23 protein-coding genes are annotated in these 25,552 nt (G+C 73.3%); 10 read left to right on the forward strand and 13 right to left on the reverse strand.

Annotated elements, in window-relative coordinates:
• Window positions 1-148: 148 nt before the first annotated feature.
• The 4 genes from H9657_RS12695 to H9657_RS12710 all read right to left on the reverse strand — a co-directional run bounded on the left by H9657_RS12695 (window position 149) and on the right by H9657_RS12710 (window position 3,386).
• On the reverse strand, window positions 149-1,654 hold the full coding sequence (locus H9657_RS12695; protein ID WP_404813159.1) for an MFS transporter: 1,506 nt from the start codon (window positions 1,652-1,654) through the stop codon (window positions 149-151).
• A gap of 229 nt (window positions 1,655-1,883) precedes the next feature.
• Complete coding sequence (locus H9657_RS12700; protein WP_191783778.1) at window positions 1,884-2,222, reverse strand: hypothetical protein; 339 nt, start codon at window positions 2,220-2,222, stop codon at window positions 1,884-1,886.
• 60 nt (window positions 2,223-2,282) lie between these two features.
• Window positions 2,283-2,474 (reverse strand): hypothetical protein, encoded by a 192-nt coding sequence (locus tag H9657_RS12705; RefSeq protein WP_191783779.1) that lies wholly within the window; start codon window positions 2,472-2,474, stop codon window positions 2,283-2,285.
• A gap of 108 nt (window positions 2,475-2,582) precedes the next feature.
• Window positions 2,583-3,386: a TetR/AcrR family transcriptional regulator gene (locus H9657_RS12710; protein WP_191783780.1), complete on the reverse strand. Its 804-nt coding sequence runs from the start codon at window positions 3,384-3,386 to the stop codon at window positions 2,583-2,585.
• 99 nt (window positions 3,387-3,485) lie between these two features.
• Here H9657_RS12710 and H9657_RS12715 point away from each other — a divergent pair, with 99 nt between their 5' ends.
• Both H9657_RS12715 and H9657_RS12720 read left to right on the forward strand, forming a co-directional pair.
• Window positions 3,486-4,445, forward strand: a complete 960-nt coding sequence (locus H9657_RS12715; protein ID WP_191783781.1) for an ABC transporter ATP-binding protein — start codon at window positions 3,486-3,488, stop codon at window positions 4,443-4,445.
• Window positions 4,442-5,209: an ABC transporter permease gene (locus tag H9657_RS12720; RefSeq protein WP_191783782.1), complete on the forward strand. Its 768-nt coding sequence runs from the start codon at window positions 4,442-4,444 to the stop codon at window positions 5,207-5,209. The genes H9657_RS12715 and H9657_RS12720 overlap by 4 nt, the downstream gene beginning before the upstream one ends.
• 78 nt (window positions 5,210-5,287) lie before the next feature.
• On the opposite strand, the gene H9657_RS12725 is transcribed toward H9657_RS12720, so the two are convergent.
• The 9 genes from H9657_RS12725 to H9657_RS12765 all read right to left on the reverse strand — a co-directional run bounded on the left by H9657_RS12725 (window position 5,288) and on the right by H9657_RS12765 (window position 16,375).
• Window positions 5,288-5,491 carry a hypothetical protein gene (locus tag H9657_RS12725; RefSeq protein WP_191783783.1) on the reverse strand — a complete coding sequence of 68 codons (204 nt, stop codon included), beginning with the start codon at window positions 5,489-5,491 and terminating at the stop codon, window positions 5,288-5,290.
• 185 nt (window positions 5,492-5,676) lie between these two features.
• On the reverse strand, window positions 5,677-6,615 hold the full coding sequence (locus tag H9657_RS12730; RefSeq protein ID WP_318241474.1) for a carbohydrate kinase family protein: 939 nt from the start codon (window positions 6,613-6,615) through the stop codon (window positions 5,677-5,679).
• On the reverse strand, window positions 6,612-8,003 hold the full coding sequence (locus H9657_RS12735) for a glycoside hydrolase family 32 protein (protein ID WP_191783784.1): 1,392 nt from the start codon (window positions 8,001-8,003) through the stop codon (window positions 6,612-6,614). The genes H9657_RS12730 and H9657_RS12735 overlap by 4 nt, the downstream gene beginning before the upstream one ends.
• Window positions 8,000-9,436: a glycoside hydrolase family 32 protein gene (locus tag H9657_RS12740; protein ID WP_191783785.1), complete on the reverse strand. Its 1,437-nt coding sequence runs from the start codon at window positions 9,434-9,436 to the stop codon at window positions 8,000-8,002. Before H9657_RS12740 ends, H9657_RS12735 begins: the two co-directional genes overlap by 4 nt.
• A gap of 62 nt (window positions 9,437-9,498) precedes the next feature.
• Window positions 9,499-10,593 (reverse strand): glycoside hydrolase family 172 protein, encoded by a 1,095-nt coding sequence (locus H9657_RS12745; RefSeq protein WP_191783786.1) that lies wholly within the window; start codon window positions 10,591-10,593, stop codon window positions 9,499-9,501.
• Between the two features lie 84 nt (window positions 10,594-10,677).
• Window positions 10,678-12,081 carry a glycoside hydrolase family protein gene (locus tag H9657_RS12750; protein WP_191783787.1) on the reverse strand — a complete coding sequence of 468 codons (1,404 nt, stop codon included), beginning with the start codon at window positions 12,079-12,081 and terminating at the stop codon, window positions 10,678-10,680.
• 40 nt (window positions 12,082-12,121) lie between these two features.
• Window positions 12,122-13,213: an ABC transporter permease gene (locus H9657_RS12755; RefSeq protein ID WP_318241475.1), complete on the reverse strand. Its 1,092-nt coding sequence runs from the start codon at window positions 13,211-13,213 to the stop codon at window positions 12,122-12,124.
• Between the two features lie 131 nt (window positions 13,214-13,344).
• Complete coding sequence (locus H9657_RS12760; protein WP_191783789.1) at window positions 13,345-14,328, reverse strand: ABC transporter permease; 984 nt, start codon at window positions 14,326-14,328, stop codon at window positions 13,345-13,347.
• Window positions 14,329-14,389: 61 nt separating this feature from the next.
• On the reverse strand, window positions 14,390-16,375 hold the full coding sequence (locus H9657_RS12765) for an ABC transporter substrate-binding protein (protein WP_191783790.1): 1,986 nt from the start codon (window positions 16,373-16,375) through the stop codon (window positions 14,390-14,392).
• A 260-nt stretch (window positions 16,376-16,635) separates the two neighbouring features.
• On the opposite strand from H9657_RS12765, the gene H9657_RS12770 reads away from it, so the two are divergent.
• The 8 genes from H9657_RS12770 (at window position 16,636) to H9657_RS12805 (ending at window position 25,545) form a co-directional block, all read left to right on the forward strand.
• Entirely contained in the window at window positions 16,636-17,727 is a 1,092-nt protein-coding gene (locus H9657_RS12770) for a LacI family DNA-binding transcriptional regulator (protein ID WP_225215237.1), read from the forward strand.
• Entirely contained in the window at window positions 17,724-18,749 is a 1,026-nt protein-coding gene (locus H9657_RS12775; protein ID WP_191783791.1) for an ABC transporter ATP-binding protein, read from the forward strand. Before H9657_RS12770 ends, H9657_RS12775 begins: the two co-directional genes overlap by 4 nt.
• The gene (locus tag H9657_RS12780; RefSeq protein ID WP_191783792.1) at window positions 18,742-19,854 is read left to right on the forward strand and encodes an ABC transporter ATP-binding protein; all 1,113 of its coding nucleotides are present in this window, start codon (window positions 18,742-18,744) and stop codon (window positions 19,852-19,854) included. Before H9657_RS12775 ends, H9657_RS12780 begins: the two co-directional genes overlap by 8 nt.
• Before the next feature lie 290 nt (window positions 19,855-20,144).
• Entirely contained in the window at window positions 20,145-21,092 is a 948-nt protein-coding gene (locus H9657_RS12785) for an ABC transporter ATP-binding protein (RefSeq protein ID WP_191783793.1), read from the forward strand.
• Window positions 21,089-21,946, forward strand: coding sequence for an ABC transporter permease subunit (locus H9657_RS12790; RefSeq protein ID WP_191783794.1), 858 nt, complete (start codon window positions 21,089-21,091; stop codon window positions 21,944-21,946). The genes H9657_RS12785 and H9657_RS12790 overlap by 4 nt, the downstream gene beginning before the upstream one ends.
• A 24-nt stretch (window positions 21,947-21,970) precedes the next feature.
• Entirely contained in the window at window positions 21,971-23,485 is a 1,515-nt protein-coding gene (locus tag H9657_RS12795) for a sensor histidine kinase (protein ID WP_191783795.1), read from the forward strand.
• Entirely contained in the window at window positions 23,482-24,156 is a 675-nt protein-coding gene (locus H9657_RS12800) for a response regulator (RefSeq protein ID WP_191783796.1), read from the forward strand. Before H9657_RS12795 ends, H9657_RS12800 begins: the two co-directional genes overlap by 4 nt.
• Before the next feature lie 129 nt (window positions 24,157-24,285).
• Window positions 24,286-25,545: a hypothetical protein gene (locus tag H9657_RS12805; protein WP_191783797.1), complete on the forward strand. Its 1,260-nt coding sequence runs from the start codon at window positions 24,286-24,288 to the stop codon at window positions 25,543-25,545.
• Window positions 25,546-25,552 lie beyond the last annotated feature (7 nt).

The following is a 25,552-nucleotide window of genomic DNA, read 5'->3' on the forward strand; positions in this document are numbered from 1 at the left end:
CCCCCACCCACCGCGCTGCCCACCCACCTCACCCCACCACCCCACCTCGCCGAGCGCGGTACATCGCGTCCGAGCGCGGTACCAACAAGTGCCGCGCTCGACCGCCGAGTACCGCGCTCGGCGTGGGGGGTGGGGTGGGTGGGGTGGGTCAGGTGAGGGACTCGCCCGTGTGGTCCGGGAGGGCAAGGGCGCCCAGGGCCGCGACGACGAAGACGCCGGCGAACACCGTGAACAGCAGGCCCGTGCCGCCCAGCTCGCGCAGCTGGGGCACGGCCAGCGGCGCCAGGACGGACGCCGTGCGGCCGATGCCCGCGGCCCAGCCGGCGCCCGTGGTCCGCATCCGGGTCGGGTACAGCTCGGGGGTGACGGCGTACAGCGCGCCCCACGCACCCAGGTTGAAGAACGACAGCAGCAGACCCGCGCCGATGATCTGCGCGTCGCCCGAGGCCGCCGCGAAGGCCCCGGCCGCCACCGCGGACCCGGCGAGGAACGCCGCGAGCGTGCGCCGCCGCCCCCACGTCTCGACGAGCACCGCGGCTGCGGCGTAGCCCGGCAGCTGCCCCAGCGTGATGATCAGCGTGTACTCGAACGACCGCACGAGCGTGTGCCCGTCGGCCGCCAGCACCGACGGCAGCCAGATGAACGCGCCGTAGTACGCGAAGTTGACCGTGAACCACACGACCCACAGGGCCGTCGTGCGTCGCCGCAGCGCGGGTGCCCACAGCGCGGCCAGCCGCGGGGCCGGCTCGCCGCTCGACCGCGGCCGCTCGGCCGCCTCGCGCGACGTGGTCGGTCCGGACGTCGCCGCCGGGTCGGACGTCGTCGCGGGTGCGGACGTCGCCGAAGGTGCGGACGCGGACGTCCCAGTCGGCCCCTGCGCCGCGTCGCGCACCTGCGCGCCCGTCAGCCCACCGTGGCCCACGGCGCGCGACGCCTCGAGGTCGGCGACGACCCGCTCGGCCTCGGCGTGCCGGCCGCGCGCCTGGAGGAAGCGCACGGACTCCGGCAGCCCGCGCCGCACGACGACGGAGTAGAGCGCGGGCAGCGCCCCGAGCGCCAGCGCCCAGCGCCACCCGTCGTCGCCCGACGGCACGACGAGGTAGCCGATGACGGCGGCGAGGATCCACCCCACGGCCCAGAACGACTCGAGCACCACGACGGCCCGGCCGCGGATGCGGGGCGGCGCGAACTCGCTGACGAGCGTCGAGGCGACGGGCAGCTCGGCGCCGAGCCCGAGCCCGACGACGAACCGCAGCACCATGAGCACCGCGACACCGCCCGCGAACGCCGACGCGCCCGTCGCGACGCCGTAGACCAGCAGCGTCAGGGCGAACACCTGGCGCCGGCCGATGCGGTCGGCGAGCAGCCCGCCGACCGCCGCGCCGACCGCCATGCCGACGAACCCGGCCGACGCGACCCACCCGAGCGTCGTCGCGTCGGTGCCCCACACGACCGCGAGCTGCGCGATGACGAACGAGATGAGCCCGACGTCCATCGCGTCGAAGGTCCACCCCACGCCGGACCCCATGAGCAGCCGCACGTGGCGGCGCGTGACCGGCAGCGCGTCGAGGCGCTGCGCGGGGTCGGCTGCCGGCCGGGCGGGGTCCGCCGCGGTGGGCGCGTCCGGGTCGCGGGGGACGTCCGATCGGGTCACGGGCTCTCCTGGGTGCCGCTGGGGGACGGTCGGTGGCGACCGCCGTGCCGGGCGGCGTCGTCGTCGCACCGCTGCGCATCGTCGCCCACCACGGCCCGGCCCGCCAGGGCCTGACGCCCCGCGTCGCGTCTCAGGGGCGCGAGGGGTACATCCCTCGCAGCGCGATGACGAAGTGGAGCCGCAGCGACCCGGCGCCGCGCGGAGCCGGGGTCCGATGCCGCGGGGCGTGTCAGGAGACGGGTGGGACGGGTCCTGGCCGACCGTCCGCCGCCGTGGCGACCCAACGGCGCACCGCGCCGTCGACGACCAGCGCGATCCCGGTCAGGAGCGCGAGCAGCCCGAGCAGGAAGGTGAGCGCGGCCGCGAACTCGAAGTCGTCCTCGCTCGGACCGGTGTAGCCGGAGCGGTACTCGTTCAGCTCCTCGGCCCTCAGGGACGCGAGGACCAGACCGACGGTCGCGACCGAGCACACGGCCCACAGCAGCCCGCACACGCGCAGGGCGACGACGCGCGGGCTGACGCGGCGGCGTGGACGGGCGGCAGCAGCGTGCGGGACGGGCGACGTCATGCGTCGGACCCTAGGGGGGTCGCACTCCGGGCGCGAGGCACCGACCCCGTCGGCGGGACGTCAGATGTCGCCGTTGAACGGGCGCGTGGGGACCCCGGGCAGCACGCCCCTGTCGTCGGCGGCCCCGGAGGCCTCCTCCTGGTCCTCGCCGACCGCGTCCTCCGGTGCGGGCGGGGCGTGCGGCGCGGTCGCGTCGACGGGGTCCGGGACCTCGTCGGGCGTGGGGGTGACGTTGTCGTCGGGGACGGACATCGGTGGCCTCCCTGTCATCGGTGGGCTCGATCGTGGCACGACGTCCCGGTGCCCGCGCGCTGGACGAGCGGTGCGCGGGGACGTCACCGGGCGACCGTGCCCGCAGGGTCAGGCCAGCAGGCGCGCGATCACGCGTGCGCCGGCGGCGGGCGTGATGTGGTCGGGCCCCAGCAGCCGGGCACCCAGCGGCGCGACGTTGAGCAGCGCGACGACGCCGAGCGTGGTGTCGCGGTCGTCCTGCGTGGTGCCCGGCGCCGACGCGCGGCCCTCGCGGGCGTCCCGTGCGCGGCGCAGGTCGGCGACGTGCTCGACGAGCGCGTCGAAGGCGCGGGCGTAGAACCCGGCGAGCTCGTCGGCGTCCCCGGGGTGGCGCAGCGCGTACGCGAGCAGCTCGACGGCGAGCAGCAGGCGCGGGTCGTCGGAGGACAGCGCGAGGGCGTCGGTGAGCGTGCCGACCTCGACGCCGTCCGGGCCGACGCCGGGCACCGTGTGCTGCGCCGGGTCGCCGGCCTCGCCGAGGCGGGCGCGCGCGACCGCCAGGAAGAGCTCGCGCTTGGACCCGAAGTGCGCGTAGACGGCGCCCTTGGTGTAGCCGGCCTCGGCCGCGACGTCGTCGACGGACGCGCCCTCGAACCCGCGGGCCGCGAACACGCGGGCGGCCGCGTCGAGCAGGTCGGCGCGCGTGCGGTCGACCTTGCGCCGGCGGCGCTCGTCCTTGGTGCGCGTCTCGTCCGCGAGCGACCCGGTGGCGTCCGCGAGCTCGCGGGCGGCCTCGCGCAGCCCCTGGGCGACGGCCTCGCCGACGTCGGGGATGACGCGCTCGGCCTGCGCGCCGAGGGCGCGCGTGAGCTGGGCGGCCGCATCGGCGAGGGCACGGCTGGCGGCGCTGAGGCGGTCACGGTCGTCGGCCATGGGCTCACGATACGCCGGTTCATACCAAGGAGTTGATACCGACAGGTATATCGGCGTACCGTCACGCACGTACCGATCGGTATCTGAGTGGAGGACGACATGACCGGGCAGGACGTGCTCACCGTCCGCGGGCTGCGCAAGCGGTACCGCGGGCGTCGCGGCGTGCAGGCGAACGACGGGATCGACCTCGACGTCGCGGCAGGCCAGGTGGTGGGGCTGCTCGGCCACAACGGCGCGGGCAAGACGACGCTCGTGCACCAGGTCGTCGGCCTCGTGCGCCCCGACTCCGGCAGCATCACGGTCACGGGCGTCGACGCGGTGGCCCACCCCGAGCACGCGCGCCGCCTGGTCTCGATCCAGGCGCAGGCCAACGTGCCGATCAGCGGCCTGACCCCGCGCCGCGCCATCGAGCTCGTCGGCCGCATCCGCGGCGCCGCGCCCGCCGACGTGCGCCGCCGCGCGACCGACCTGCTCGACGCCCTCGACCTCGGCGCGTGGGCCGACACCCCGGCCGAGAAGGTCTCGGGCGGCGTCGCCCGGCTCACCGCCTTCGCGATGACCACGGTCGTGCCCGGGCGGCTCGTCGTGCTCGACGAGCTCACCAACGACGTCGACCCCGTGCGGCGCCGCCTGCTCTGGCAGCAGATCCGCGGCCTGGCCGACGCCGGGCACGGCGTCCTGCTCGTGACGCACAACGTCCGCGAGGCCGAGCGCGTCGTCGACCACCTCGCGATCCTCGACCGCGGCGTCGTCCGCGCCGCCGACACCCCCGCCGGCCTCACCGCGCGCCTGCGCGGCTCCCTCACCCTCGAGGTCGACACCGTGCCCGGCGTGCCCGTGCGCTGGCACCCCGCCGCCCGCGACGCCGCGGCCGGCCACCTGCGCGCGACCGCGACCGTCCCGTCCGACGCGGCCGCCGAGGTCGTGCGCTGGGCGCAGGACGAGGTCGAGGCGGGACGGCTCGAGCGCTACGCGCTGACCCCCGCGTCGCTCGAGGACGTGTACGTGCAGCTCGTCGGCGAGCCCGCCGACGTCACCGAGGAGGTCCCGGCCGCATGACCACGCTCACCGCCCCCGCGCCGACGCGCACCGACGGCCTGCGGCAGACCCTGCTGCTCGCGCAGTGGCAGCTGCGCCGGCAGTCGCAGTACCTGCCGCTCATGGTCGTCGTCCAGGTGTTCATGGCCGTCGCCACCGTCGTCGGCTACGGCCTGCTCGTCGGGGACCCGGACCCCGTCACCGCGCTGTTCCTGGCCACGGGCGCACCGACCATCACGCTCATCACCGTCGGCCTGGTGATGGTGCCGCAGATGGTCGGGCAGTCACGCATCGAGGGGTCGCTCGACTGGATGCGCACGCTGCCCGTGCCGCGCATCGCGTTCCTGCTGTCCGACCTGCTGGTGTGGACGCTCATCGCCCTGCCCGGCATGGCGCTCGGCGTCCTCGCGGGGGTCCTGCGCTTCGACGTCGACCTGTCGATCGCGCCGTGGTTCCTGCCCGCGACGCTGCTGGTCTCGCTGACCGCCGCGGCCGTCGGGTACGCGATGGCCACGGTCCTGCCGCCGCAGCTCGCGATGCTGCTCACGCAGGCGCTCGTCTTCATCGTGCTGCTGTTCTCGCCCGTGTCCTACCCCGCCGAGCGCATGCCCGCGTGGCTGCAGACGGCCCACGAGTGGCTCCCCATCGAGCCCATGGCCCAGCTGGTGCGCGCCGGGCTCGCGCAGCAGACGTTCGCGATGCCCGCACGCTCGCTCGTCGTGCTGGTGACGTGGGCCGTCGTCGCGCTCGCGGGTGCGGCGGTCGCGCTGCGACGCCGCGCCTGACGCACGACGGACGCACGACGGACGCACGCACGCACGACGGTGGCGCCCCACGCGGGCGCCACCGTCGTCGTGTGCTCGTCAGGCGAAGCCGCTGCTCGCCCGGTTGCCGGGGATCGGCAGGATCGTGCCCTCGTCGGCCGGCTGGTCGGCGCCCGCCGGGTCCTCGTCCGGCGCCGGGTCGGCCTCGGGGGCCGTCGCGGTGACGGGGTCCGGGAACGCGTCGGGCGTCGCGGCGGTGGTGTCGTCGGGCGTCGGGGTGGCGGTGTCGTCGGGAACGGACATCGGTGACCTCCCTGTCGTCGGGACACGAGCGTCACACACCGCACCGTGCCTGTCGCCCGGAGCGCGCCCGCCGCGCTCGCCGCCGGGGTGCGGACCGTCGCGTCCGGCGAGGCCCCGGTCCCGCCGCGCGTCACGCGGCGCAGCCGGGCGGGCCCGCACCGGTGGCGCGGGAGCCGTGATGGCCCTCAGGCCCGCAGCTCGTCCCGCGTGGGCAGCGCGGCGCCTGCGCGCGAGACGGTGACGGCGGCGGCTCGGGCGGCGACGCCGAGCACCTGCCTCACGAGATCGGCGTCGAGCTCGCGCAGCCGACAACGGCGCGCGGCTCCCACGAGGTCGCGCCGCGCGAGCTCGTGCAGCATCGCTGCCATGAAGGAGTCACCAGCCCCCACGGTGTCGACGACACGCGTAGGCGGCGCGGCGACGTCCACCATGCCGGCGGCCGTGCGGGCGCACGCGCCCGCCGCTCCCCGCGTGACGACCACGAGCGCCGGCCCGCAGCGCAGGAGTCGCCCGGCCGCCGCGTCGAGGGTGTCGCCCGGGTACAGCCACTGCAGGTCCTCGTCGCTGGCCTTGACGATGTCGGCCACGGCGGCGAGCCGCTCCACACGCGCGCGAGCCTCCGGTGGCGACCCCGACAGCGCAGGGCGGATGTTCGGGTCCAGGCTGACGGTCGCCTCGACCCGGGCCTCGTCGACGACCTGGCGGACGGTCGACGCCCCCGGCTCGAGGAGGACGGCCAGCGAACCGGTGTGCAGGTGACGGCAGCGAGGAGCCGGGGCCGCAGGGTCGAGAGCCCACTCGATGTCGAACTCGTACCGCGCGGCGCCCGTCCCGTCGAGCACCGCTGTCGCGCGGGGCGTCCGGCGGGCCGGGTCGGGTCGCCCCACCCGGACACCGACCCCCGCACGCTCCAGGTGCGTGCGCAGCAGCATGCCGTCCTCGTCGTCGCCCAGCTCGGTGAGCAGCTCGACGGCCTCGCCGAGCCGCGCCAGTCCGTACGCGACGTTCGCGGGGCTGCCACCCGGGTGGGTCGTGGGACGGCCGCCCCGTGGGCTGATGACGTCGGCGACGCTCTCGCCGACGACGAGGAACGGGGGCGGCATGGGCGAGGCGTGACCGCTCACGGACGTCGCTCCCCCGTGCTGAGCCGCGTGAGCGGGGCGTCGGGGAAGACGAGGCAGGTCAGGGTCGTCAGGTCGTCACCCGTGAAGAGCTCCAGGACGCAGCCGTCGACCACCACCGTCAGGTCCACCGGCCCGTCGCCGTGCAAGGGCGCCGTGAACACCCCGCGGAAGTCGGGGTGGAACGGCGTGCGGCTGCTGCCGGACCGGTCGCAGGTCAGGGTCCGGCTGCTCCCGTCGAGCGTGATGCGGACCTCGTCGGAGCACGTCGGGTCGTCCGCGTGGAGCGTGAGCGTGTGCCTCTCGCCGACGCCGAGCGGAACGCGCACCTGGTGCACCGCGGTGTCGGGCGGGACCTCGCCGGCGGGCGGCAGCACCGGTCGCTGCGCCACGCGCAGGCGCCCGTCCGCGCACCGGACGAGACGGAGGTCGCGGGCCAGCGACATCGCGGAACGCCAGGGGGCTGTCGGAGTGGCGGCCGCGTAGGACCAGTTGCCGGCCCACGCCATGGTGACGCGGCGGTCGTCGGGGGCGCCGCTGAAGGTCACGCCCGCGTAGTAGTCGGGGCCGTGGTCGAGCCAGTCGAAGTCCTCGAGCCGCCCGTCCTCGACGAGGGTGTCGGGTGTGAACGTCCGACCGTCGAAGTCCCCGACGAAGTACTGGGTGCCCGAGCCACCGGCGATCGCGCCCGGGTTGAGGCTCACCACCAGGACCCACCGCACCTCCTCCGTGTCCTCGACACGCAGGGGGATCAGGTCCGGGCACTCCCAGACGCCGTCCACCGCGTGCGCCGGGCCGAAGCGCGACTCCAGCGTCCACGCCACCAGGTCGGGCGAGGAGTAGATGGCGACGCGGCGGTCCGTCGCCTCGACGGCCACCATGACCCACCAGCCGTCGGCGCCGCCGTGCCAGAAGACCTTCGGGTCCCTGAACTCGCCGGACCCGATGTCGAGCACCGGGTTGTGGTCGTAACGCTGCCAGGTGCTGCCCCCGTCGACGCTGTACGCGAGGGACTGCGCCTGGATGCCGGCCCGCGGCGACGCCTCGGTGTATGCACTGGTGTAGACGGCGACGAGCGCGGTATGCCCGGGGCCCGCGAGGCCCGCCGTGTCGTGGTGGTCGACCACGACGCTGCCGGAGAACACCATCTCCTCCGGCGTGGCCTCGATCGCCACCGGCAGCTCGGTCCACGACAGCAGGTCGTCGGACACCGCATGCCCCCAGGACAGGTTCCCCCAGTCGCCGCCGGAGGGGTTGTTCTGAAAGAACAGGTGCCACCGGCCGTCATGGAACACAAGGCCGTTGGGGTCGTTGAGCCACGTCTCCCGGGCGGTGAAGTGCATCGACGGTCGCGGCGACCACGTCCCCGGCGCCCGTGGTGACGCGGTCATCGCACGTCCTGGCGACCGGTCGCGGCCTCCAGCGCGGTGGCACGGACCTCCGCGACCGCGGCGTCGCGGATCGACCCGTCGCCCTCGACGAGCTCGATCCCCGTGTCGTCCGCGGCCGCGAAGGTCAGCATGCTCAGCGCGATGCGCCCGCCGTCGGCGTACACCTCGACCGTCGCGCGGTCGACGAGGATCTCCAGGTCCACCGGGCCGCCGCGCCACGGCGCGCGAGCCACGGCGAGCGCCCCGTCGCCGGGGCAGCCCTGGCTCGATCGGTCGACGAGGATCTCGGTCGCGGTCACCAGCACGTCGACACCGCGCGTGCCGTCCTCGGACACCTTGACCCGCACACGGGCGCCCGGGCAGACCCGTGCGGTGACCGACGCAGCGGCAGGGGCGCGCTGCACCCCGGGCCCGACGGGGACCGGCGTCCGGACAGTGGCCAGCTCGTGCAGCGGCCGGGAGACGAGCACGTAACCGTCGTCCGTCCGGGCCAGCGTCAGCTCGCGCACGACCGAGTCGATGCCGTGGTAACCGGCGTCGGTCCACGTCGGGGGGTCCTGCGTGGCGTACGCCCAGTTGTTCATCCAGCCGATCGCCCAGCGCCGGTCGGACGTCTCGCGGCCGTCCTGGTCGTGCACCGGCCAGGTCACCGCGGCGTACCAGTCGAAGCCGAAGTCCAGCCACCGCGGCTCGCCGACCGTGGGGGTGAACCGTGTGCCGTCGAAGTCGCCGACCCAGTACGCGTAGGTCCCGGGACGGTCCGCGCGTCCGGGCACGGAGTGCTGCGGGCTCGCGGCCAGCACCCAGTGCGCCGTGCCGTCGTCGGCCGTGATGCGGAAGAGGTCCGGGCACTCGAGCATGCCGATCCGGTCCTCGTGGAACCGGCTGACCTCCTGCCAGCTCCTGAGGTCCTGCGAGGCGTAGAAACCGAGGTCGGTGTCCTCCGCCAGGACCATCACCCACGAGTCGTCGACGCGCACCACCTTCGGGTCCCGGAAGTGCTCGTAGCCACGGTTCGCCAGGACGGGGGTGTCCGACAGGTTCGTGAAGGTCACCCCGCCGTCGGTGGAGTACCACAGGAACTGGGCCTGCGCGTCGGCGCCGCTGGCGCGGTCGAGCTGCGTCACCAGCGCGACGACGGCACCCTCGCCGAGACCCGCGGTACCGTCCTCGTCCACGACCAGGCACCCGGACCACAGGTCGCGGTTGGGCTGCGACCACTTGTCCATCGCGACGCCGTGGTCCTGGAACCGGACCCCGTCCGTGGTCGACACCCGACGCCAGGACGTGCCGGTGGGCTCGGGGAAGTCGCCGTTGTAGAGGTAGAAGTACTGGTAGGCACCCTGGCTGTACACGGGGCGCTGGGGGTCGTTGAGCCAGTGGTCGGGCACGGTCAGGTGGAAGGCGTGCTGCCAGGCGTCGGGCGTGTTCATGTGTCTCTCTCGGATGGTGCGGGCCGGCGCGGGCGGCTCGGCGGAGCGGTGAGCGGTTGCGGTCAGCGAGGGCGGCGCTGGTCGCGCGCCGGGAAGACGCGCGGCTCGTTGCGTCCGGACGTCTGGTACCAGTAGGCGACCGACGCGACGTCGTCGCTGCGCTCGAAGAGCCCGGGGCCCGTCTGCCCGATCTGCTGCAGGGTGACGCGGATCGAGTCCTGGAAGTAGACGGGGTCGGGAAGGTGCCACCGGTACATGCTGTGGACGGGCGCCATCGGCGTGGCGTAGAGCGACTGCCGCGAGGTGTCGTTCACCAGGCGCTGCGGGTAGCCGCAGTACGGGGCGCTGAAGGTCAGGACCTCGGGCTCGACGTCGGAGGACAGCCGGTCCTGGAACGCCCAGGCGCCGCCGGCGTAGTCCTCCAGGCCGGTCCCGCAGATCGTGGGGTGCTCGGTGTCGCCGTCGAGGTAGAACTTGACCTCACCCTCGCCGTACCAGTACCGCTCCAGGCAGGTGACCGACAGGAACGTCCCGATGTAGGCGCCCGCGCCGGAGACCCCGTCGAGGACGGTGTAGTCGACGCCGAGCGTGGTCGGGTTCTCCCGGCGCCACTGGGCGTGGAAGCGCGCCGGGCTCGAGGCGCCGCTCGGGTCGAGCGTGTAGTCGACCTGGAAGAAGAACCCGTCGACGTCGACGGGGTGCTCGTTGGTGACGGTGATCCGGGCCCTGGATCCGAAGGGCATCGAGAAGTAGCTGTTGAAGCCACCCGACGGGGCGACGACGATCGGGGCCGACGTGACCAGCGTGCGGGCGCCCGCGCCGCAGCAGAAGAAGTCCCCCAGGGGGACCTCGACGCTCGGGGTCTCCTCCCCGTCCCAGTACATGCGCACGACGAGGTCGCGCAGCACGAACCCGACCGCCTCGGTGTGGTCGGCCACGGTGAACCACAGGTGGGTGATCGTCCCGGCGCCGTCGATGTCCGCCAGGGTCGTCTCGACGCCCTGCGGCAGGGTCAGGCAGGGCCGGCCCTTGCGGCCGGGGCCGAGGTCGGAGGCGGCGCGTCCTCCGGCCCCCACCCCACCGGTGGGGTTCTCGGCCGTGATCGAGCGCGAGACCAGGCCGCTGCTCAGATCGGGGAGAGTGGAGAACGCAGACAAGGGAGACCTCCAGGTGCAGGGGACCGCGAGAAGGGGGAAGAGGAACAGAGCAGGGCGGCACACGCGGCCGCCCTGGGAGGCGCGTCAGACGCGGTCCGCGGTCCGCGCGCGCGCGCCCAGACCCTGGAACGCGGCGCCCGCGCCGTCCGCGAACGCGCCGAACCACCCGCCGGCGCGCTCGTTGAGGCGCCCGCTGAGCGCGACGTCGTCGGCGTACACGACGACCGCGGACCCGTCGAGCACGATGCGCAGGTCGACGGCACGCCCGGGGACGATGCGCAGCGGACGGTCCAGCTCGGGGAAGTGGTCCACGAACCAGCTGCGGTACCCGCCGACCTTGCCCAGCTGCATCACCTGCCGGCCGGCGTGCAGGCGGAGGAAGTACCCCCCGTGACCGTTCGCGTCGGTGTGCAGGAGCACCCCCGCGCTGCCGTGCGGCGAGCCGACGGTGACCCGTGCCTCGACCAGCGCGGTCGACGGCAGCGGGCCGGCGACGGCGCTGCTGCGCGCGTGCGTCCCGTCGAGCTCGACCGTGGCGCCGTCGCCGGTCCGCTCCGCGAAGCCGTCCAGGAGGGCACGCGGCGGACGGACGCCGAGGCTGCCGTCGGGGCGCTGGAGCACCTCGTGGACGGTGAGGTTGCCGCCCCACTGCCACTCGCCGTCGTCGCGGCCGCCCTCCTTGGTGGGGTTCCACCCGAACAGCAGCCGGGGGCCGCCCTCCGCCGGCGCGGCGGACTTGGCCGCGTAGAACGCGCGGTTGTCGAACTGGTCGTCCACGGGTGCGTGCCACGGCCCGTCCGGGCTCCGGCTCATGACGTACCGCGTCACCGTGTGCGTCGTGTACTCCGAGAAGACGAGGTAGTACCAGTCCCCGATCTGGAAGAGGTCCGGGCACTCGTGCCCGTGGTAGCGCCCGGGCGCGTAGTCGTCGACCACCTCCCACGTGCGCAGGTCGGCCGTCCGCAGCGCGACGGTGCAGCCGCGACCGCTGGGCTCCCCGTGACGGGTCCGGGCCGCGACGAGCATCCGGACCTCACCCGTCGTGGGGTGCCGGTAGACGAACGGGTCCCGCCAGTCGTGACGCTCGTAGCGGGACTCGTCCGCGGCGAGCGCGAAACCGGGGTCCTTCGTCCAGTGGTCGAGGTCCGTGCTCGTGGCGTGGAGGATCACCTGCTCGCGGCGCTCCTCGTCCCGGAAGCGCGGGTTGATCCCGGTGTAGAAGATGTGGTGCGTGGCGTCGTCATCGGTGAACACCGAGCCGGTGCCCACACCGGGGTCCTGGTCCGTCTCGGAGCCCTTGGCGATCGCCTCGCCGTGGTCGACGAAGGTCGCGCCGTCGGTGGTCGAGACGTGGTGCCAAGGACTTCCCCAGCCGAAGCTGTCGAGGTCTCGGTACTCGCGCAGGTAGTACAGGTGGTACCGGCCGTCCGCGTGGTGGGGGATGCAGTCCCCCACGACGCCGTGCCGGGGCTTGTAGAAGGCCTTCATCGGGGTGCTCTCCTGAGATGCGTGGGCGCGGCGGGGTCGGTCACCGCGAGTACGGGTCGGCCGCGTCGCGCAAGCCGTCGCCGACGAAGTTGAACAGCACGACGGCGTAGACCAGGACCAGCGCCGGCAGCAGGAGCCAGGGGTAGTTGGCCACGACCGTGACGTCCTGGGCCTGCTGCAGCAAGGTGCCCCAGCTGACGTCGGGCGCGGTGATGCCCAGACCGAGGAAGCTGAGGGTCGTCTCGCCGAGGATCATGCCGGGGACCGCGAGCGTCACGTGCACGATGAGGAAGCTCGTCACGCCGGGCAGCAGGTGCTTGGCGATCACCTGCCCGTGGCTCGCGGACGAGATCCGGGCTGCCGTGACGTAGTCCTCCTCACGCAACGACATGACCTTGCCTCGCACGACTCGCGCAAGGTTGGTCCACCCCACCAGCGAAAGGATGACGGTGATGGCGAGGTACGTCTGGATCCCGCTCCACGACCGCGGGATCGCGGCCGACAACGCCATCCACAGCGGGATGAGCGGGATGCTGATGATGAAGTCGATGGTGCGCTGGACGACCGCGTCGACCCGGCCGCCGAAGTACCCCGAGACGCCGCCGAGGACGACCCCGAGGACGAAGCTGATCGCCACACCCGCGAGCCCCACCAGAAGAGACACGCGCGAGGCGATCACGATGCGCGAGAACAGGTCGCGGCCCAGGTTGTCAGCGCCGAACAGCAGGACCGGCTGCGACCCCTCAGCGGTACCGAACAGTGCCCGGTCGATGGTGAGGCCCAGGAAGTCGCGCGGCTCGGTCGGCACGAAGAGGCGTACGGGGATGCGCTCGGCGTCCTCCGGGATCGTCGTCTCGTAGGCGAACGTGTCCGGGTTCAGGGTGGTCCCGGTCTCGTAGATGAACGGCAGGTGCAGGTTGCCGTCCCGGTCGATCACGCGGACCAGGGTCGGCGGCGAGAACTGCTGGTCGGGGAACCTGTCCTGCACGCGGTAGGGGGCGACGAAGTCGGCCAGCAGCGCGACGACGTACAGCAGCACCAGGAGGACCAGCGCGACCGGCGCGAGCCGGTGCTTGCGGAACCGGTGCCACACCAACCGGCCCTGCGAGGCGTCCCGCAGCCGCTCCTGCACCTTCCTCGCCCGGACGCCCCGGCGGGACTCCAGGCTCCTGAGGCGTGCCTTTCCCCTGTCTCTGACGTAGTGCTCCGAGGGCGGTGCGTCGACGGGCCCGTCAACCAGCGTCATGGTCTTCTCCTGGCCTTCTACTGGTACCTGATGCGCGGGTCGGCGGCCGCGAGCAAGATGTCCGACAGCAGGGTCCCGATGATCGTCAGGGCGCTGAGGATCAGCACGATCGCCCCGGTCAGGTACATGTCCTGCGCGAGGATCGACTCCAGCAGGACCGGTCCGGTCGTCGGCAGGTTGAGCACCTTGGAGACCACGACCTCTCCTCCGACCATGGCCGGCAGCATCCACCCGATGGTCGAGATCAGCGGGTTGATCGCGATGCGGACGGGGTACTTGAGGATCACCTTGTGCTCCGGGAGCCCCTTCGCGCGGGCCGTGGTGACGTACAGCTTCTTCAGCTCGTCGAGCAGGGACGACCGCAGCACCCGGATCGTGCCCGCCGCGCCGGTGACAGCCAGCACCGCGATCGGCAGCCACGTGTTCTTCAGCAGGTCGCCGACCTTCGCCGGCGACCACGGCTCGGAGCGGAACTCCGGGGAATACAGGCCCGTGATGAGGAAGCCGGTGCGGTCGAACACCAGGTACATCCCGACCAGCGCCAGCAGGAACGGGGGCACCGCGACGCCGACGAAGCTGAGGAAGGTGGCGACGTGGTCTCCGACCGAGTACTTGCGCAGCGCCGAGAAGATGCCGACCGGGATCGCGATGAGCCACGTGACCGTCATGGACGCCACTGCCAGCGCGACGGTGCGAGGGACCCGCTCGGCCAGCACGTCGGCGACCGGCCTGTCGAACAGGAAGGAGTTGCCGAAGTCGCCCTGCAGCAGGTTCGACATCCAGATCCAGTACTGGAGCCACATGGGCTCGTCCAGTCCGTAGCGCGCTCGCAGAGCTGCGGTCTGCGCCGCGTTCACCGTCCCGCCCTGCGCCTCGAGATTGCGGACGTAGGTGTCCACGAAGTCGCCGGGCGGGAGCTGGATGATCACGAAGGCGACCACGGAGATGAGGAACAAGAAAGGGATCAGCAGCAGAAGCCTGCGCATCACGAAGCGGGTCACGCCGCTCCCCTTTCCGTACTGGATCTGGATGTCGTGCCGTGCATGGCTGAGATGTCTCCCGTCAGTCCTGGTCGAACCAGAGGCCGGGCGACCCGATGTACACGTCCAGGTTCACCGGCGACCCCTCCTTCGGGAGGTTGCGCAGGCGGACGTCGGCGATGGTCGGCGTGACCTGCGCCCCGGTCAGCGGGATGAACGCGTGGTTCTCCTTGAACCAGCCCACGAGCTCCTCCCACCGCCGGACACCCTCGTCCGACTGCGGCGGCACCTGCTTGCGCGAGGTGTGCAGCTCGAAGAACTCCTGCATGGCGGGCTCGAGCGGGCGGCCGCGCTCACCCCTCGAGAGGAAGTACTGCCACTGCTCGGGCGCCCACGGACCCTTGTGGTTGGGCAGGTAGTCCTCGGAGATCCCCGACGCCCAGCCCGGGCCGTCGTTGATCATGAGGGAGGCCATGACCTGGTTCGTCTCCTTGCGCTGGTTGAACAGCGACTCCTCCAGCGACGTCAGCTCGACACGGATGCCGACCTCCGCGAGCTGGGACCGCAGGAGCTCCGCCACCGGGTTCACGTCGCTCGACCCCACGGGGTAGGTGATGCCCAGGGAGAAGGGCGACCCGTCGGGGTAGGTGCGCATGCCGTTCGACCCGAGCGTCATCCCGAGCTCGTCCAGCAACGCGCCGGCCTGAGCAGGGTCGAAGGAACGCCACGAGGGGTCGAGGTCCCCGTACAGCCCGAAGTAGACGGCGTCGTTGATCGCCTCGTCGTCGATGGCGGCGGCGATCGCCCGGTGGAAGCGCTGCTGGGGGTCGGAGATGACCGCCTGCCACTGGCTGCCGGCCTCGGTCCACTCGTAGTCGCGGTTGAGGAAGAGCTGCAACGGGTTGTTGAAGGACCCTGTGGTGAAGACGCGGAACCCGGAGCGCTCGGCGTTCTGCTTGAGCACGGGCATGTTGTTCAGCGCGACCTCGCCGCCGGAGGCGAGCGACACCTGGCCCGCGAGCATGGCGTTGGTGAGGGCGTCCGAGTCGACGACGCGGTTCACCACGATCTCGTCGATGTAGGGCAGCTGGTGCCCGGAGGCGTCCACGTGCCAGAAGTACGGGTTGCGCACGTACCGGGTGAGGTTCTCCCCCGACTCGTCCAGGACCCACGCGTTGAGGGTCGGCATGCCGAGCGCGCGCGGTTCACCGACCTCCCAGTGCGGCACGTCCCTGTAGTCCAGGAGCGTCTGCCAGTCCCCGCGGCCGCTCTCCTCGACCAGCGCCGCCAGCTCGGTCGCGTCGGCGTGGGCGGCGTGGAACTGCTTGAGGTAGTGCGCGGGCTTGATCAGCTCGGCGTAGCTGGGGATCCACGAGTTCAGGTCGGCCACGAACTGCCCGTACGACTCGTCGAAGGTCAGCGTGAACGAGAGCTCGTCGTGCACCTCCAGGTTCGCCAGGCTCTTGCTCGGGTCGCCCGCGGTGTACAACCAGCTGGGCGCGGGCCGGTCGGCCTCGGGGTCCCCGTAGACGTCCTCCAGGGTGAAGCGGACGTCCTCGGTGGTGACGGGCTCGCCGTCCGACCACCGCAGCCCGTCGCGCAGCGTGAAGGAGAACGTCGTGTAGTCGTCGTCGACCTCGAAGCCGCTCACGACGTTCGGCGCGCTCTCCTCGGTGGTCTGCCCCGGTGAGCGCAGGACGGTCGTGCCGACGATGTTGACGAAGCCGCTCGCACCCATGGCGGCGAACTCGAGCGTCCCGCCGTATCGGCCGTCCTCCCAGTCGAGGTGCTCCTCCTCGAGGAGCACGCCGGGCCCGACGACGAACGGCTCGGACGGGATCCGCTCGTCGATCGGCGGCAGCTCGCCGGCGGACACCCGGTCCGCCAGCGCGGGCGGCTCGAGGAAGCCGCGCGCTGAGGGCGTGATGTTCTCGGCGGCGGCAGGCTGCGCGTCACCGCCACCGTCGTCGCGGTTCACGACGGCCAGCGCGACCCCGCCCACGACGACGGCGGCGACGACACCGCCCACGATCCGCCGGTTGCGGCGCTTGGCGCTCTTGCTACTCATCTCCCGAAGCTCCTTTGCTCGGACCAGGTTCGCCGTGCCGAGGGCTGCTCCCCAGGCGGACAGGCTTCCTGGTGACGTCCCTGTTAGACGTTTAACCGGGCCAGTTCTAACAGCGCCTCCGCTCGCCGTCAACGCCGCTAGCAGGCTGGATCACTCAGGTGGCTCAACATGTTGACGGCCCGGTCTAGCTGCTGTTATCCCTTTAACCAACCGAGGAGGCCCCCGCTGTGAAGACACCGACGTCTCGCCCGCGAACGACCATGGCTCAGGTCGCTCGACTCGCCGGCGTGTCGAGCGCCACCGTCTCCTTCGTCGTGAACGACGACCCGAAGGCGCAGACCCTGACGCAGGCCACACGCGACAAGGTGCTGGAGGCCGTCCGCCTGCTCGACTACCGGCCGAACCTGCAGGCGAGGAGCCTGCGCACCCAGCGCTCGCACTCGATCGCCGTCCTGACGGACGAGCTCACGGCCGTGCCCTACGAGAACTCCACGATCCGCGGCATGCAGGAGCGGGCATGGGCAGGCGGGTTCATGGTCACCACGATGACGACCGGCGGCAACGCCGCGCTCGCCGAGCACGCGGTGGAGGTCGTGCTCGCGAGGCAGTTCGACGCGGTGATCGTCACCACCGCCTTCACCCGCGAGGTCGAGGTGCCCGCCGCGTTCGACTCGATTCCGCTGGTCCTGCTCAACTGCTTCTCCCGCGACGGGCACCGTTCCGTGCTGCCCGCCGAGCGGAGCGGCAGCCGGAGCGCGGCCGAGCTGCTGCTCGCCGCGGGGCACACCCGGATCGGCTTCATCAACGGCCTGCGGGAGACCTGGGCGGCAGGTCAACGGCGCCTCGGGTACCGCGACGCGCTGCGCGCGGCCGGCATCGCCTACGACCGGACCCTGGTGCGGTGGGGCGACTACCAGACCGACAGCGGCCATCGTCACGCCACGGTGCTGCTCGACAGCCCGAACCCACCCACCGCGATCATGGCCGGGAACGACCGCATGGCGGTCGGTGTGTACTACGCCGCCTACCAACGCGGCCTGCGGATCCCCGAGGACCTGTCCGTCGTCGGCTACGACGACCACGCGGAGTTCTCCGCGCACGCCGTCCCGGCGATGAGCACCGTGCGTCTGCCCTACTACGAGATGGGTCGTGCCGCCGTCGACCTCCTCATCGCCGGCACGCCGGCAGGTGACGCGCCACCGACCGGGCACGGCCTCGTCACCGAGGTCGAGTGCCAGCCGGTGGCGCGCAAGTCGATCGGGCCGCCCCGGTCGGACCCGATCGCCCCCTCCCCGCCCGCTCGACCCCGCGACCAGGCGCGCGACGACGCACCCCCGGAGAACCCGACATGACCCTGCTGGACCTGAAGAACCTGCGCACGTACTTCTTCGTCGACGAGGGGGTCGTCAAAGCCGTCGACGGCGTCGACCTCACGATCGGGGAGCGGGAGACCGTCGGCGTGATCGGCGAGTCGGGCTGCGGCAAGTCGACGATGGCGCACTCGCTGCTGCGTCTGATCCAGGAGCCGGGCGACATCGTCGACGGCACCGCCTGGGTCCGGCTGAAGGACGGCTCGCGGCAGGACCTGTTCGCCCTCGAGCCCGGTTCCGAGGAGCTGCGAGCCATCCGCGGGAACGAGGTGTCCATGGTCTTCCAGGAGCCGATGGCCAGCTTCTCGCCCGTGCACACCATCGGGTCGCAGATCGCCGAGGTCCTGCAGGAGCACACCGAGCTCGACGACGACGAGGTCGCGGCGCGGGTCGTCGACCTGATGCGACGCGTCGGGATCTCCGACCCGGAGCGACGCGTCGACCAGTACCCCCACGAGTTCTCCGGGGGCATGCGCCAGCGCGCGATGATCGCCCTCGCGCTGGCGTGCGGTCCCGCCCTCCTCATCGCCGACGAGCCCACCACCGCTTTGGACGTGACGATCCAGGCGCAGATCCTGCAGCTGCTGCGGGACCTCCAGGCCGAGGAGCACATGTCCGTGCTCTACATCACGCACAACCTCGGGGTCGTCGCCGAGCACGTCGACCGCGTCTACGTCATGTACCTGGGCAAGGTCGTCGAGTCCGGGCCGACCAAGGAGCTGTTCGCCAACCCCCTGCACCCCTACACCCGGCGGCTGCTCCAGTCGGTGCCGAAGCCGGGCCGGCGCGTGGAGCGCCTGGAGTCGATCGAGGGATCCGTCCCGGTGCCGATCGGGCTGGCGCCCCAGTGCGGGTTCGCCAGCCGGTGCACGCAGGCGATCGAGGGCGTGTGCGACGCCACGGTCCCCGCCATGTCACGTCCCGACCCGCACCGGGACCACGAGGTCCGGTGCTTCCTGTACTCGGACGTCACCGAGGACGAGAGCGAGTGGAGCCATGTCTGACGTCACAACCTCGACGCCCGGCGCCGAGGCGGCGACCGGCACGAACGTCGTCCTCGAGGTCGAGCACCTCAGCAAGGACTTCCCCGTCCGGGGAGGCATGTGGGGACGCACCAAGGGTGCGGTGCACGCGGTCGACGACGTCTCCCTGACGATCACCCGGGGCGAGACCCTCGGTGTCGTGGGCGAGTCGGGATCGGGCAAGACCACGCTCGGGCGCATGATCGTCCGCGCCGTCGAGCCCACCGCCGGAACCGTGCGCATCCGCGGCGAGGGCGGCACGCTGACCGACATCACGGCAGCCGACCCCGCGGAGCTGAAGCGGGCACGCCGCAACTTCCACATGATCTTCCAGGACCCCTACTCGTCGCTGAACCCCCGGATGACGGTCGAGGAGATCGTCGCCGAGCCACTGGCGAACAACCTGGGCCTGCGCGGCGCCGAGCTCCGCCGACGGGTGATCGAGACCTTGGAGCTCGTCGGCCTCGGCGAGCGTCATCTCTCGCGCTACCCGCACGCCTTCTCCGGCGGGCAGCGTCAGCGGGTCGGGATCGCGCGCTCGCTCGCCTGCCGGCCCAACCTCATCGTGTGCGACGAGGCCGTGTCCGCGCTGGACGTGAGCATCCAGGCCCAGATCCTCAACCTCCTCAAGGACCTGCAGCGCGAGCTGGACCTGTCGTACCTCTTCATCACCCATGACCTCGGCGTCGTCGAGCACCTCGCGCACCGGGTCGCTGTCATGTACGTCGGCCAGGTCGTCGAGCTGTCGCCCACGGACGACCTCTTCTCCACGCCGCTGCACCCCTACAGCGAGGCCCTGCTGTCGGCGTCCCCGGTGCCGGACGAGGAGCGGACCCGTCCCACGATCGTCCTCAAGGGTGAGGTCGCCAACCCCGCGTCCCCGCCCTCCGGGTGCTACTTCCACCCGCGCTGCCCCTACGCGCAGCCCGTGTGCTCGACCGACGAGCCCCGCCTCCGCGAGATCACCCCCGGACGGTGGGCGGCGTGCCACTTCGCAGGTGAGCTCGGCCTCACCGGCCCGGTCGTCCCTGCGCAGACGTCGCCCGCGCCGCACGTGGCCACGCCCGCCCGGGCGACGTCGGCCTGAGCACGCACGTCGACCTGCGGTCGCGGACGCGCCCGAGGGGACCCGCACGTGGCGGATCCCCTCGGGCCGCGCTCGGTGCTGCTCAGGTGATGCCGCACCGGGCGGTGACGGTCTCGACGACCGGTTCACGCTCGGCCTGACCCGCCGCGTCCTCGCCGGGCGAGGCACCGCAGGGGGACGCGGGTCATCCCTGCGGCGTATGCCGCGGGCCTGCACAGATGCGCCTTGCGGGCGTCCCCGTGGCGCGGCGCTCTCCGTACGTTCGAACCACACCCGAACGAGGAGGACGCATGATCGAGGCCATCGGTCTGACCAAGAGGTACGGCGACAAGACGGTCGTCGACCACATGGACTTCACGGTCCAGCCGGGCAAGGTCACGGGCTTCCTGGGCCCCAACGGCGCCGGCAAGTCGACGACGATGCGCATGGTCGTCGGGCTCGACCGGCCCAGCGCCGGCAGCGTCACCGTCAACGGCAAGCCGTACGCGCAGCACCGCGCGCCGCTCGGCGAGGTGGGCGTGCTGCTCGACGCCAAGGCCGTGCACGGCGGGCGGTCGGCGCGCGAGCACCTGCTGGCGCAGGCCACGACGCACGGCATCGGCAAGCGCCGGGTCGAGGAGGTCATGGAGCTCACGGGCCTGACGCCGGTCGCCCGCCAGCGCGCCGGACGCTTCTCGCTCGGCATGGGGCAGCGCCTGGGCATCGCCGCGGCCCTGCTGGGCGACCCGCAGACGCTCATCCTCGACGAGCCGGTCAACGGCCTGGACCCCGAGGGCGTCCTGTGGGTCCGCACCCTGCTGCGCGGCCTGGCCACCGAGGGCCGCACCGTCTTCCTGTCGTCGCACCTGATGTCGGAGATGGCGCTCACGGCCGACCACCTCATCGTCATCGGACGGGGCCGGATCGTCGCGGACGCCCCCGTCGCCGACGTCGTCGCGCTGGCCGGCAAGCCCGCCGTGCGCGTCCGGACGCCCGACGTCCGCCGCCTCGCCGCGCTGCTCGCCACGCGGCCCGGCATCGAGCTCGCGTCCACCGGCACCGACGTCCTCGACGTCACCGGCACCACGGCCCCGGAGGTCGCCGCGCTCGCCGCGAGCGCCGGGATCGTCCTCCACGAGCTCGCCCCCGTGCAGGCCTCCCTCGAGGACGCGTACCTGCAGCTCACCGGCGACTCCGTCGAGTACCGCTCGACGGCCGCCGACGCCACCACCCGCCCCGTCGCAGGAGCCCACCGATGACCACCGCCACGCCCGCCACGTCCCTGCCCGCCAGCCGCACGCGGCCCCGCACCGTCGTGCAGCCCGTGAGCTTCGGCCGCCTCGTCGCGTCCGAGTGGGTCAAGATCCGCTCGCTGCGCTCGACGTGGTGGACCGCGCTCCTCGCCGTCGCGTTCTTCCCGCTCATGGGTGCCATGCGCGCCTCGAGCGTCTCCGGCATCGCGGACGACGCCCCGGACGACTGGTTCGTCGGGCCCGTGTACGCGACCTCCGGGCTCACGCTCACCCAGCTCGTCCTGTCCGGGCTCGCGGTCGTCGTCATCACCGCCGAGTACCGCACGGGCCAGATCCGCTCGACCCTCGCGGCGGCGCCCACCCGCGTGCCGGTGCTGCTCGCCAAGCTCGTCGTCGTCGTCGGTCTCGTGCTCGCCACGGGCCTCGTCGGGTCCCTCGCGGGCTGGGCGTCCGTCGCACCGTGGTTCGAGAAGCTGCAGATGACGGTCGACCTCGCGAACCCCGACCACCTGCGGATCATGCTGGGCGTGCCGCTGTACCTGGCCGCCATGGCAGCCCTCGCGTACGGCATCGGCGCGATCCTGCGCAGCTCGGCCGCCGGCATCGCGACCGTGCTCGGCCTCGTCTTCGTCATCGAGCCCGCGTTCGCCTACATCCCGTGGAAGCCGGTGCAGGACCTCGCCACGCTCCTGCCGTCGGCCGCGGGCGGGCGCCTCATCACCCACGACGCCACCGGCTCCGTGATCTCGGGATCGCAGGGCACGGTGCTCGGCCCCTGGGAGGGCTACGGCGTGCTGGTCGCGTGGGCCGTGGCCGCGGTCGTCGTCGGCGCCGTGCTCCTGCGCCGTCGGGACGCCTGAGCCGTGACCTGGGAGGATGCGCAGGTGACGGACACGACGACCACCGAGGGCCGGGCCGCAGGGCTCGGCCCTCGCGGGTCGGCCGCGGCGGGCGCGGACGATCGCGCGCCGCGCCCCGTCGGTCGCCTCCGGGCCCGGCTGCGGGCCATGACGAGCGCCCCGGCACGGACGTGGTGGCGGGCGCTGGCGTCCATGGCGCTCGTCGTCGCGTTCGTCGCGTGGGGCGTGATGACGGCGTTCGGCGCCGAGTCGATGTACCTGCTCAGCCGGTACGTCGGCCAGCAGCAGACCGACACCATGGCGTTCGCGTCGGTCCTGCTCACCCTGGTGGGCGCGGGCGTGCTGCTCGCGCGGCACCGCCGTCCCGAGCTGGTCGCCGCCGTCCTCGCGGTGCTCGCGATCGCGACGCTCGTCGTCGCCGGGGCGGCCAACGGGTACGAGCTCGCGCTCGCGGCCGCGCTGTTCGCCGTCGCGGCCGCCCGCCCGCCCCGCACGACATGGGTCGTGGCCCTCGCCGTCGTCGTGCCGGTGCTCGTCACGGCACGGCTCGCACCGCGCGTGGGGCTCGTCGGGTCGCTCGCCGCGGGCGACGCACCCGGTGCGGTCGACGCGGTCTCGCGGTTCCGGCTGCCCGGGTTCCTCGCGGACGTGCTGCCGCCGTCGTGGATCATCACCGCGCTGCCGCTGGTCGTGCTCGCGCTGTTCGGCATCGCGTTCGGCACCCTGGTGCGCACCGCCCGGCTGCGGGCCGCCGCCCTCGCGGAGGCCGCCGCCGCGCGCGCCGCCGAGGAGGAGCACCGCGCGCGCGTCACGCAGGCCGACGAGCGCGCCCGCGTGGCGCGCGAGATGCACGACGTCATCGCGCACTCCATCACCGTGATGATCGCGCTGGGCGGTGGCGCCGCCGCCGCGATCGACCGGTCGCCCGACCAGGCGCGGCGCGCGCTCGACGAGCTCGTCGACACCGGGCGCGGCGCGCTCGGTGACGTGCGACGGATCCTCGGGGTGCTGCACGCGCCGAGCGACGAGGGCGACAGTGCGGACGGCGCCGACGGCGCGTCGGGCCCGGACGACGACGCGTCGTCCGGCGACGTGCCGACGGCCCCGCAGCCCGGCGTCGAGGACCTCGACCGCCTGGTCGAGCGGTTCCGCACCGCCGGCCTGCCCGTGCGCACCGCCGGCCTCGCGGTGGCCGGGCTCGACGGCCTGGACACCACGGTGCAGCTCGCGGTGTTCCGCATCGTGCAGGAGTCGCTCACCAACACGCTGCGCCACGCGCCCGGCACGGCGTCCGTCGACGTCGCCGTACGGCGGCTGGCCGACGCGGTCGAGGTCGTCGTGACGGACCGCGGCCCGGGCGGCCCGGTCACGCCGACCGCCGGGTCGGGGCGCGGGATCGCCGGCATGACCGGCCGCACCGCCGCCTTCGGGGGGACCCTGGAGGCCGGCCCGCACGACGGCGGCTGGCGGGTGCGGGCGGTCCTGCCGCAGGCGGACGCCGCCGCGACCGCCGCGCCCACGAACGAGGGAGAAGCATGATCCGCGTCCTGCTGGTCGACGACCAGGCGCTCATCCGCATGGGGTTCCGGCTGCTGATCGACAGCACCGACGACCTCGAGGTCGTGGGTGAAGCGCAGGACGGGCAGGCCGCGGTCGAGCAGGTCGCGGCGCTGCACCCCGACGTCGTGCTCATGGACGTGCGCATGCCCGGCGTCAACGGCATCGACGCGACCGCCCGCATCGTCGAGGCGCACCCCGACACGCGCGTGCTGGTGCTCACGACGTTCGACCTCGACGAGTACGCGTTCGCGGCGCTGCGCGCCGGGGCCAGCGGGTTCCTGCTCAAGGACGCCGCCCCGGCCGAGCTCGCGACGGCCGTGCGCACCGTCGCGTCGGGCGAGGCGGTCGTGTCCGCGCGCATCACGCGCCGCATGCTCGAGCTGTTCGCGGACCACCTGCCCGCGGGGGCCGACGTCGCGACGTCCGACGGCCCGCACCCCCGCCTCGCCGACCTCACGCCGCGCGAGGTCGAGGTGCTGCGCGAGGTCGCCGAGGGCCTGTCCAACGCCGAGATCGCGGCGCGGCTGTTCCTGTCCGAGGCGACCGTGAAGACGCACGTCGGACGCATCCTGGCCAAGCTGGGCGTGCGCGACCGCGTGCAGGCGGTCGTGGTCGCGTACGAGACGGGGCTGGTGCGCGCGGGCGCGTGACGGGCGTCCGCCCGCCGTCCCCGGCACGCGCCTCCCAGGCGAGTGCGGGAGGATCTGTCGGACGAGCGAGATTCCCGGCGCGTGGCGCCCACCTCAACACGACCGTCCGACCTGCCGATCGGTGACCTCATGAGCCTGCCTCCCGACGACCTGCCGCGCTCCCCCTCGGGACGCGTGCCGCGGTGGGTCACCGACGAGGCAGCGGGCCGGACGCCCGCGGGCGGGACGCCCGGCGCGTGGGGCGCGTACGCCCCCGCCGCGCCCCCGCCGCCGGCGCCGCGACGACGCAGCCTGGTGACGCGCCTGGTGGTCGTCGCCGTGCTGGGGGTGCTCGCGTGGTGGGTCGCCACCGCGGTGCTGCCGGGCCTGCTGCGCAGCGCCGACGCCCCGTTCCTCGACGGCATCGTCGCGGGTCGCGTCCCCGAGCCGACCGAGGAGGTCGCGGCGCTGGCGGGCGAGATGTTCCTGACCGACGAGGGCCGCGACCTGCTGTACATGGCGGAGCCCGAGCTGCTCGGCGCCGAGGAGTTCGCGGGGCGCTGCGACCGCGGGGACGCCGACGCGCCCGGTGCGGCGGGCGGCGCCGTCGGCTGCTACCACAGCACCGCCGGCGGCATCGAGACCGGCGGCCGCATCGTCATCTACACGCCCGCCGACCCGCGGCTGCGCGGGTTCGTCGTCGAGACGGCGGCGCACGAGCTGCTGCACGCCGCCTGGAGCGAGCTGACGGACGACGAGCAGGCCGCGGCCACGACGACGCTCGCGACGGTCCTCGACGGCATCGACCCGGCCGACGAGATCCACACGCAGGTCGCCGGGTCCGTGGGCACGCTGCCCGCCAACCGGCCGACCGAGCTGTTCGCGTACATCGGCACGCAGGTCTGGCAGCCCGGCGGCCTGGACCCCGCGCTCGAGGCGCTCTACGCGCGGTTCATCGCGGACCGCGAGGCGCTGGTCGGCGTGCACACCGCGTTCCAGACGCAGATCGACACGATGACCGCCGAGGTCACGGCCGCGCAGCAGGCCCTCGCGCAGCGCCAGTACGACCAGTCGGCGGGCACCGCGCAGCTCCAGGCCGACATCGCGAGCCTCGCGCAGTACCGCGGCACCATCGAGCAGGAGGAGGCACGGCTCGCCGCGCTGCCCGCGTCCGAGCGCGCCCGCTCGCTGCTCTCGTGGACGTGGCGCGACGGCACCCCGCTGCCCGAGGCGCCCGCCGCCGACCTCATCGCCGACGCCCGCGCCCTGCTGGCGCGCGACGAGGCGGAGATCGCCGCGCGCGGCGCCGCGCTGGAGGCCTCCGCCGCGGAGGTCACCGCGGAGCAGACGCGCGTCGACACCATGCGCACCGAGCTCGAGGCGCTGTTCGCACAGCTCAACCCGGGCTGACGCCGGC

Origin of the sequence: Cellulomonas avistercoris, from assembly GCF_014836445.1 — a bacterium.
Classification (GTDB): domain Bacteria; phylum Actinomycetota; class Actinomycetes; order Actinomycetales; family Cellulomonadaceae; genus Cellulomonas; species Cellulomonas avistercoris.

Coding starts and splice junctions, on each gene's coding strand:
- H9657_RS12785 (WP_191783793.1), top strand. CDS start 20,145: ATGATCGAGGCCATCGGTCTGACCAAGAGGTACGGCGACAAGACGGTC.
- H9657_RS12765 (WP_191783790.1), bottom strand. CDS start 16,375: ATGAGTAGCAAGAGCGCCAAGCGCCGCAACCGGCGGATCGTGGGCGGT.
- H9657_RS12775 (WP_191783791.1), top strand. CDS start 17,724: ATGACCCTGCTGGACCTGAAGAACCTGCGCACGTACTTCTTCGTCGAC.
- H9657_RS12780 (WP_191783792.1), top strand. CDS start 18,742: ATGTCTGACGTCACAACCTCGACGCCCGGCGCCGAGGCGGCGACCGGC.
- H9657_RS12740 (WP_191783785.1), bottom strand. CDS start 9,436: ATGAACACGCCCGACGCCTGGCAGCACGCCTTCCACCTGACCGTGCCC.
- H9657_RS12800 (WP_191783796.1), top strand. CDS start 23,482: ATGATCCGCGTCCTGCTGGTCGACGACCAGGCGCTCATCCGCATGGGG.
- H9657_RS12710 (WP_191783780.1), bottom strand. CDS start 3,386: ATGGCCGACGACCGTGACCGCCTCAGCGCCGCCAGCCGTGCCCTCGCC.
- H9657_RS12705 (WP_191783779.1), bottom strand. CDS start 2,474: ATGTCCGTCCCCGACGACAACGTCACCCCCACGCCCGACGAGGTCCCG.
- H9657_RS12715 (WP_191783781.1), top strand. CDS start 3,486: ATGACCGGGCAGGACGTGCTCACCGTCCGCGGGCTGCGCAAGCGGTAC.
- H9657_RS12790 (WP_191783794.1), top strand. CDS start 21,089: ATGACCACCGCCACGCCCGCCACGTCCCTGCCCGCCAGCCGCACGCGG.
- H9657_RS12750 (WP_191783787.1), bottom strand. CDS start 12,081: ATGAAGGCCTTCTACAAGCCCCGGCACGGCGTCGTGGGGGACTGCATC.
- H9657_RS12700 (WP_191783778.1), bottom strand. CDS start 2,222: ATGACGTCGCCCGTCCCGCACGCTGCTGCCGCCCGTCCACGCCGCCGC.
- H9657_RS12770 (WP_225215237.1), top strand. CDS start 16,636: ATGGCTCAGGTCGCTCGACTCGCCGGCGTGTCGAGCGCCACCGTCTCC.
- H9657_RS12735 (WP_191783784.1), bottom strand. CDS start 8,003: ATGACCGCGTCACCACGGGCGCCGGGGACGTGGTCGCCGCGACCGTCG.
- H9657_RS12805 (WP_191783797.1), top strand. CDS start 24,286: ATGAGCCTGCCTCCCGACGACCTGCCGCGCTCCCCCTCGGGACGCGTG.
- H9657_RS12720 (WP_191783782.1), top strand. CDS start 4,442: ATGACCACGCTCACCGCCCCCGCGCCGACGCGCACCGACGGCCTGCGG.
- H9657_RS12725 (WP_191783783.1), bottom strand. CDS start 5,491: ATGTCCGTTCCCGACGACACCGCCACCCCGACGCCCGACGACACCACC.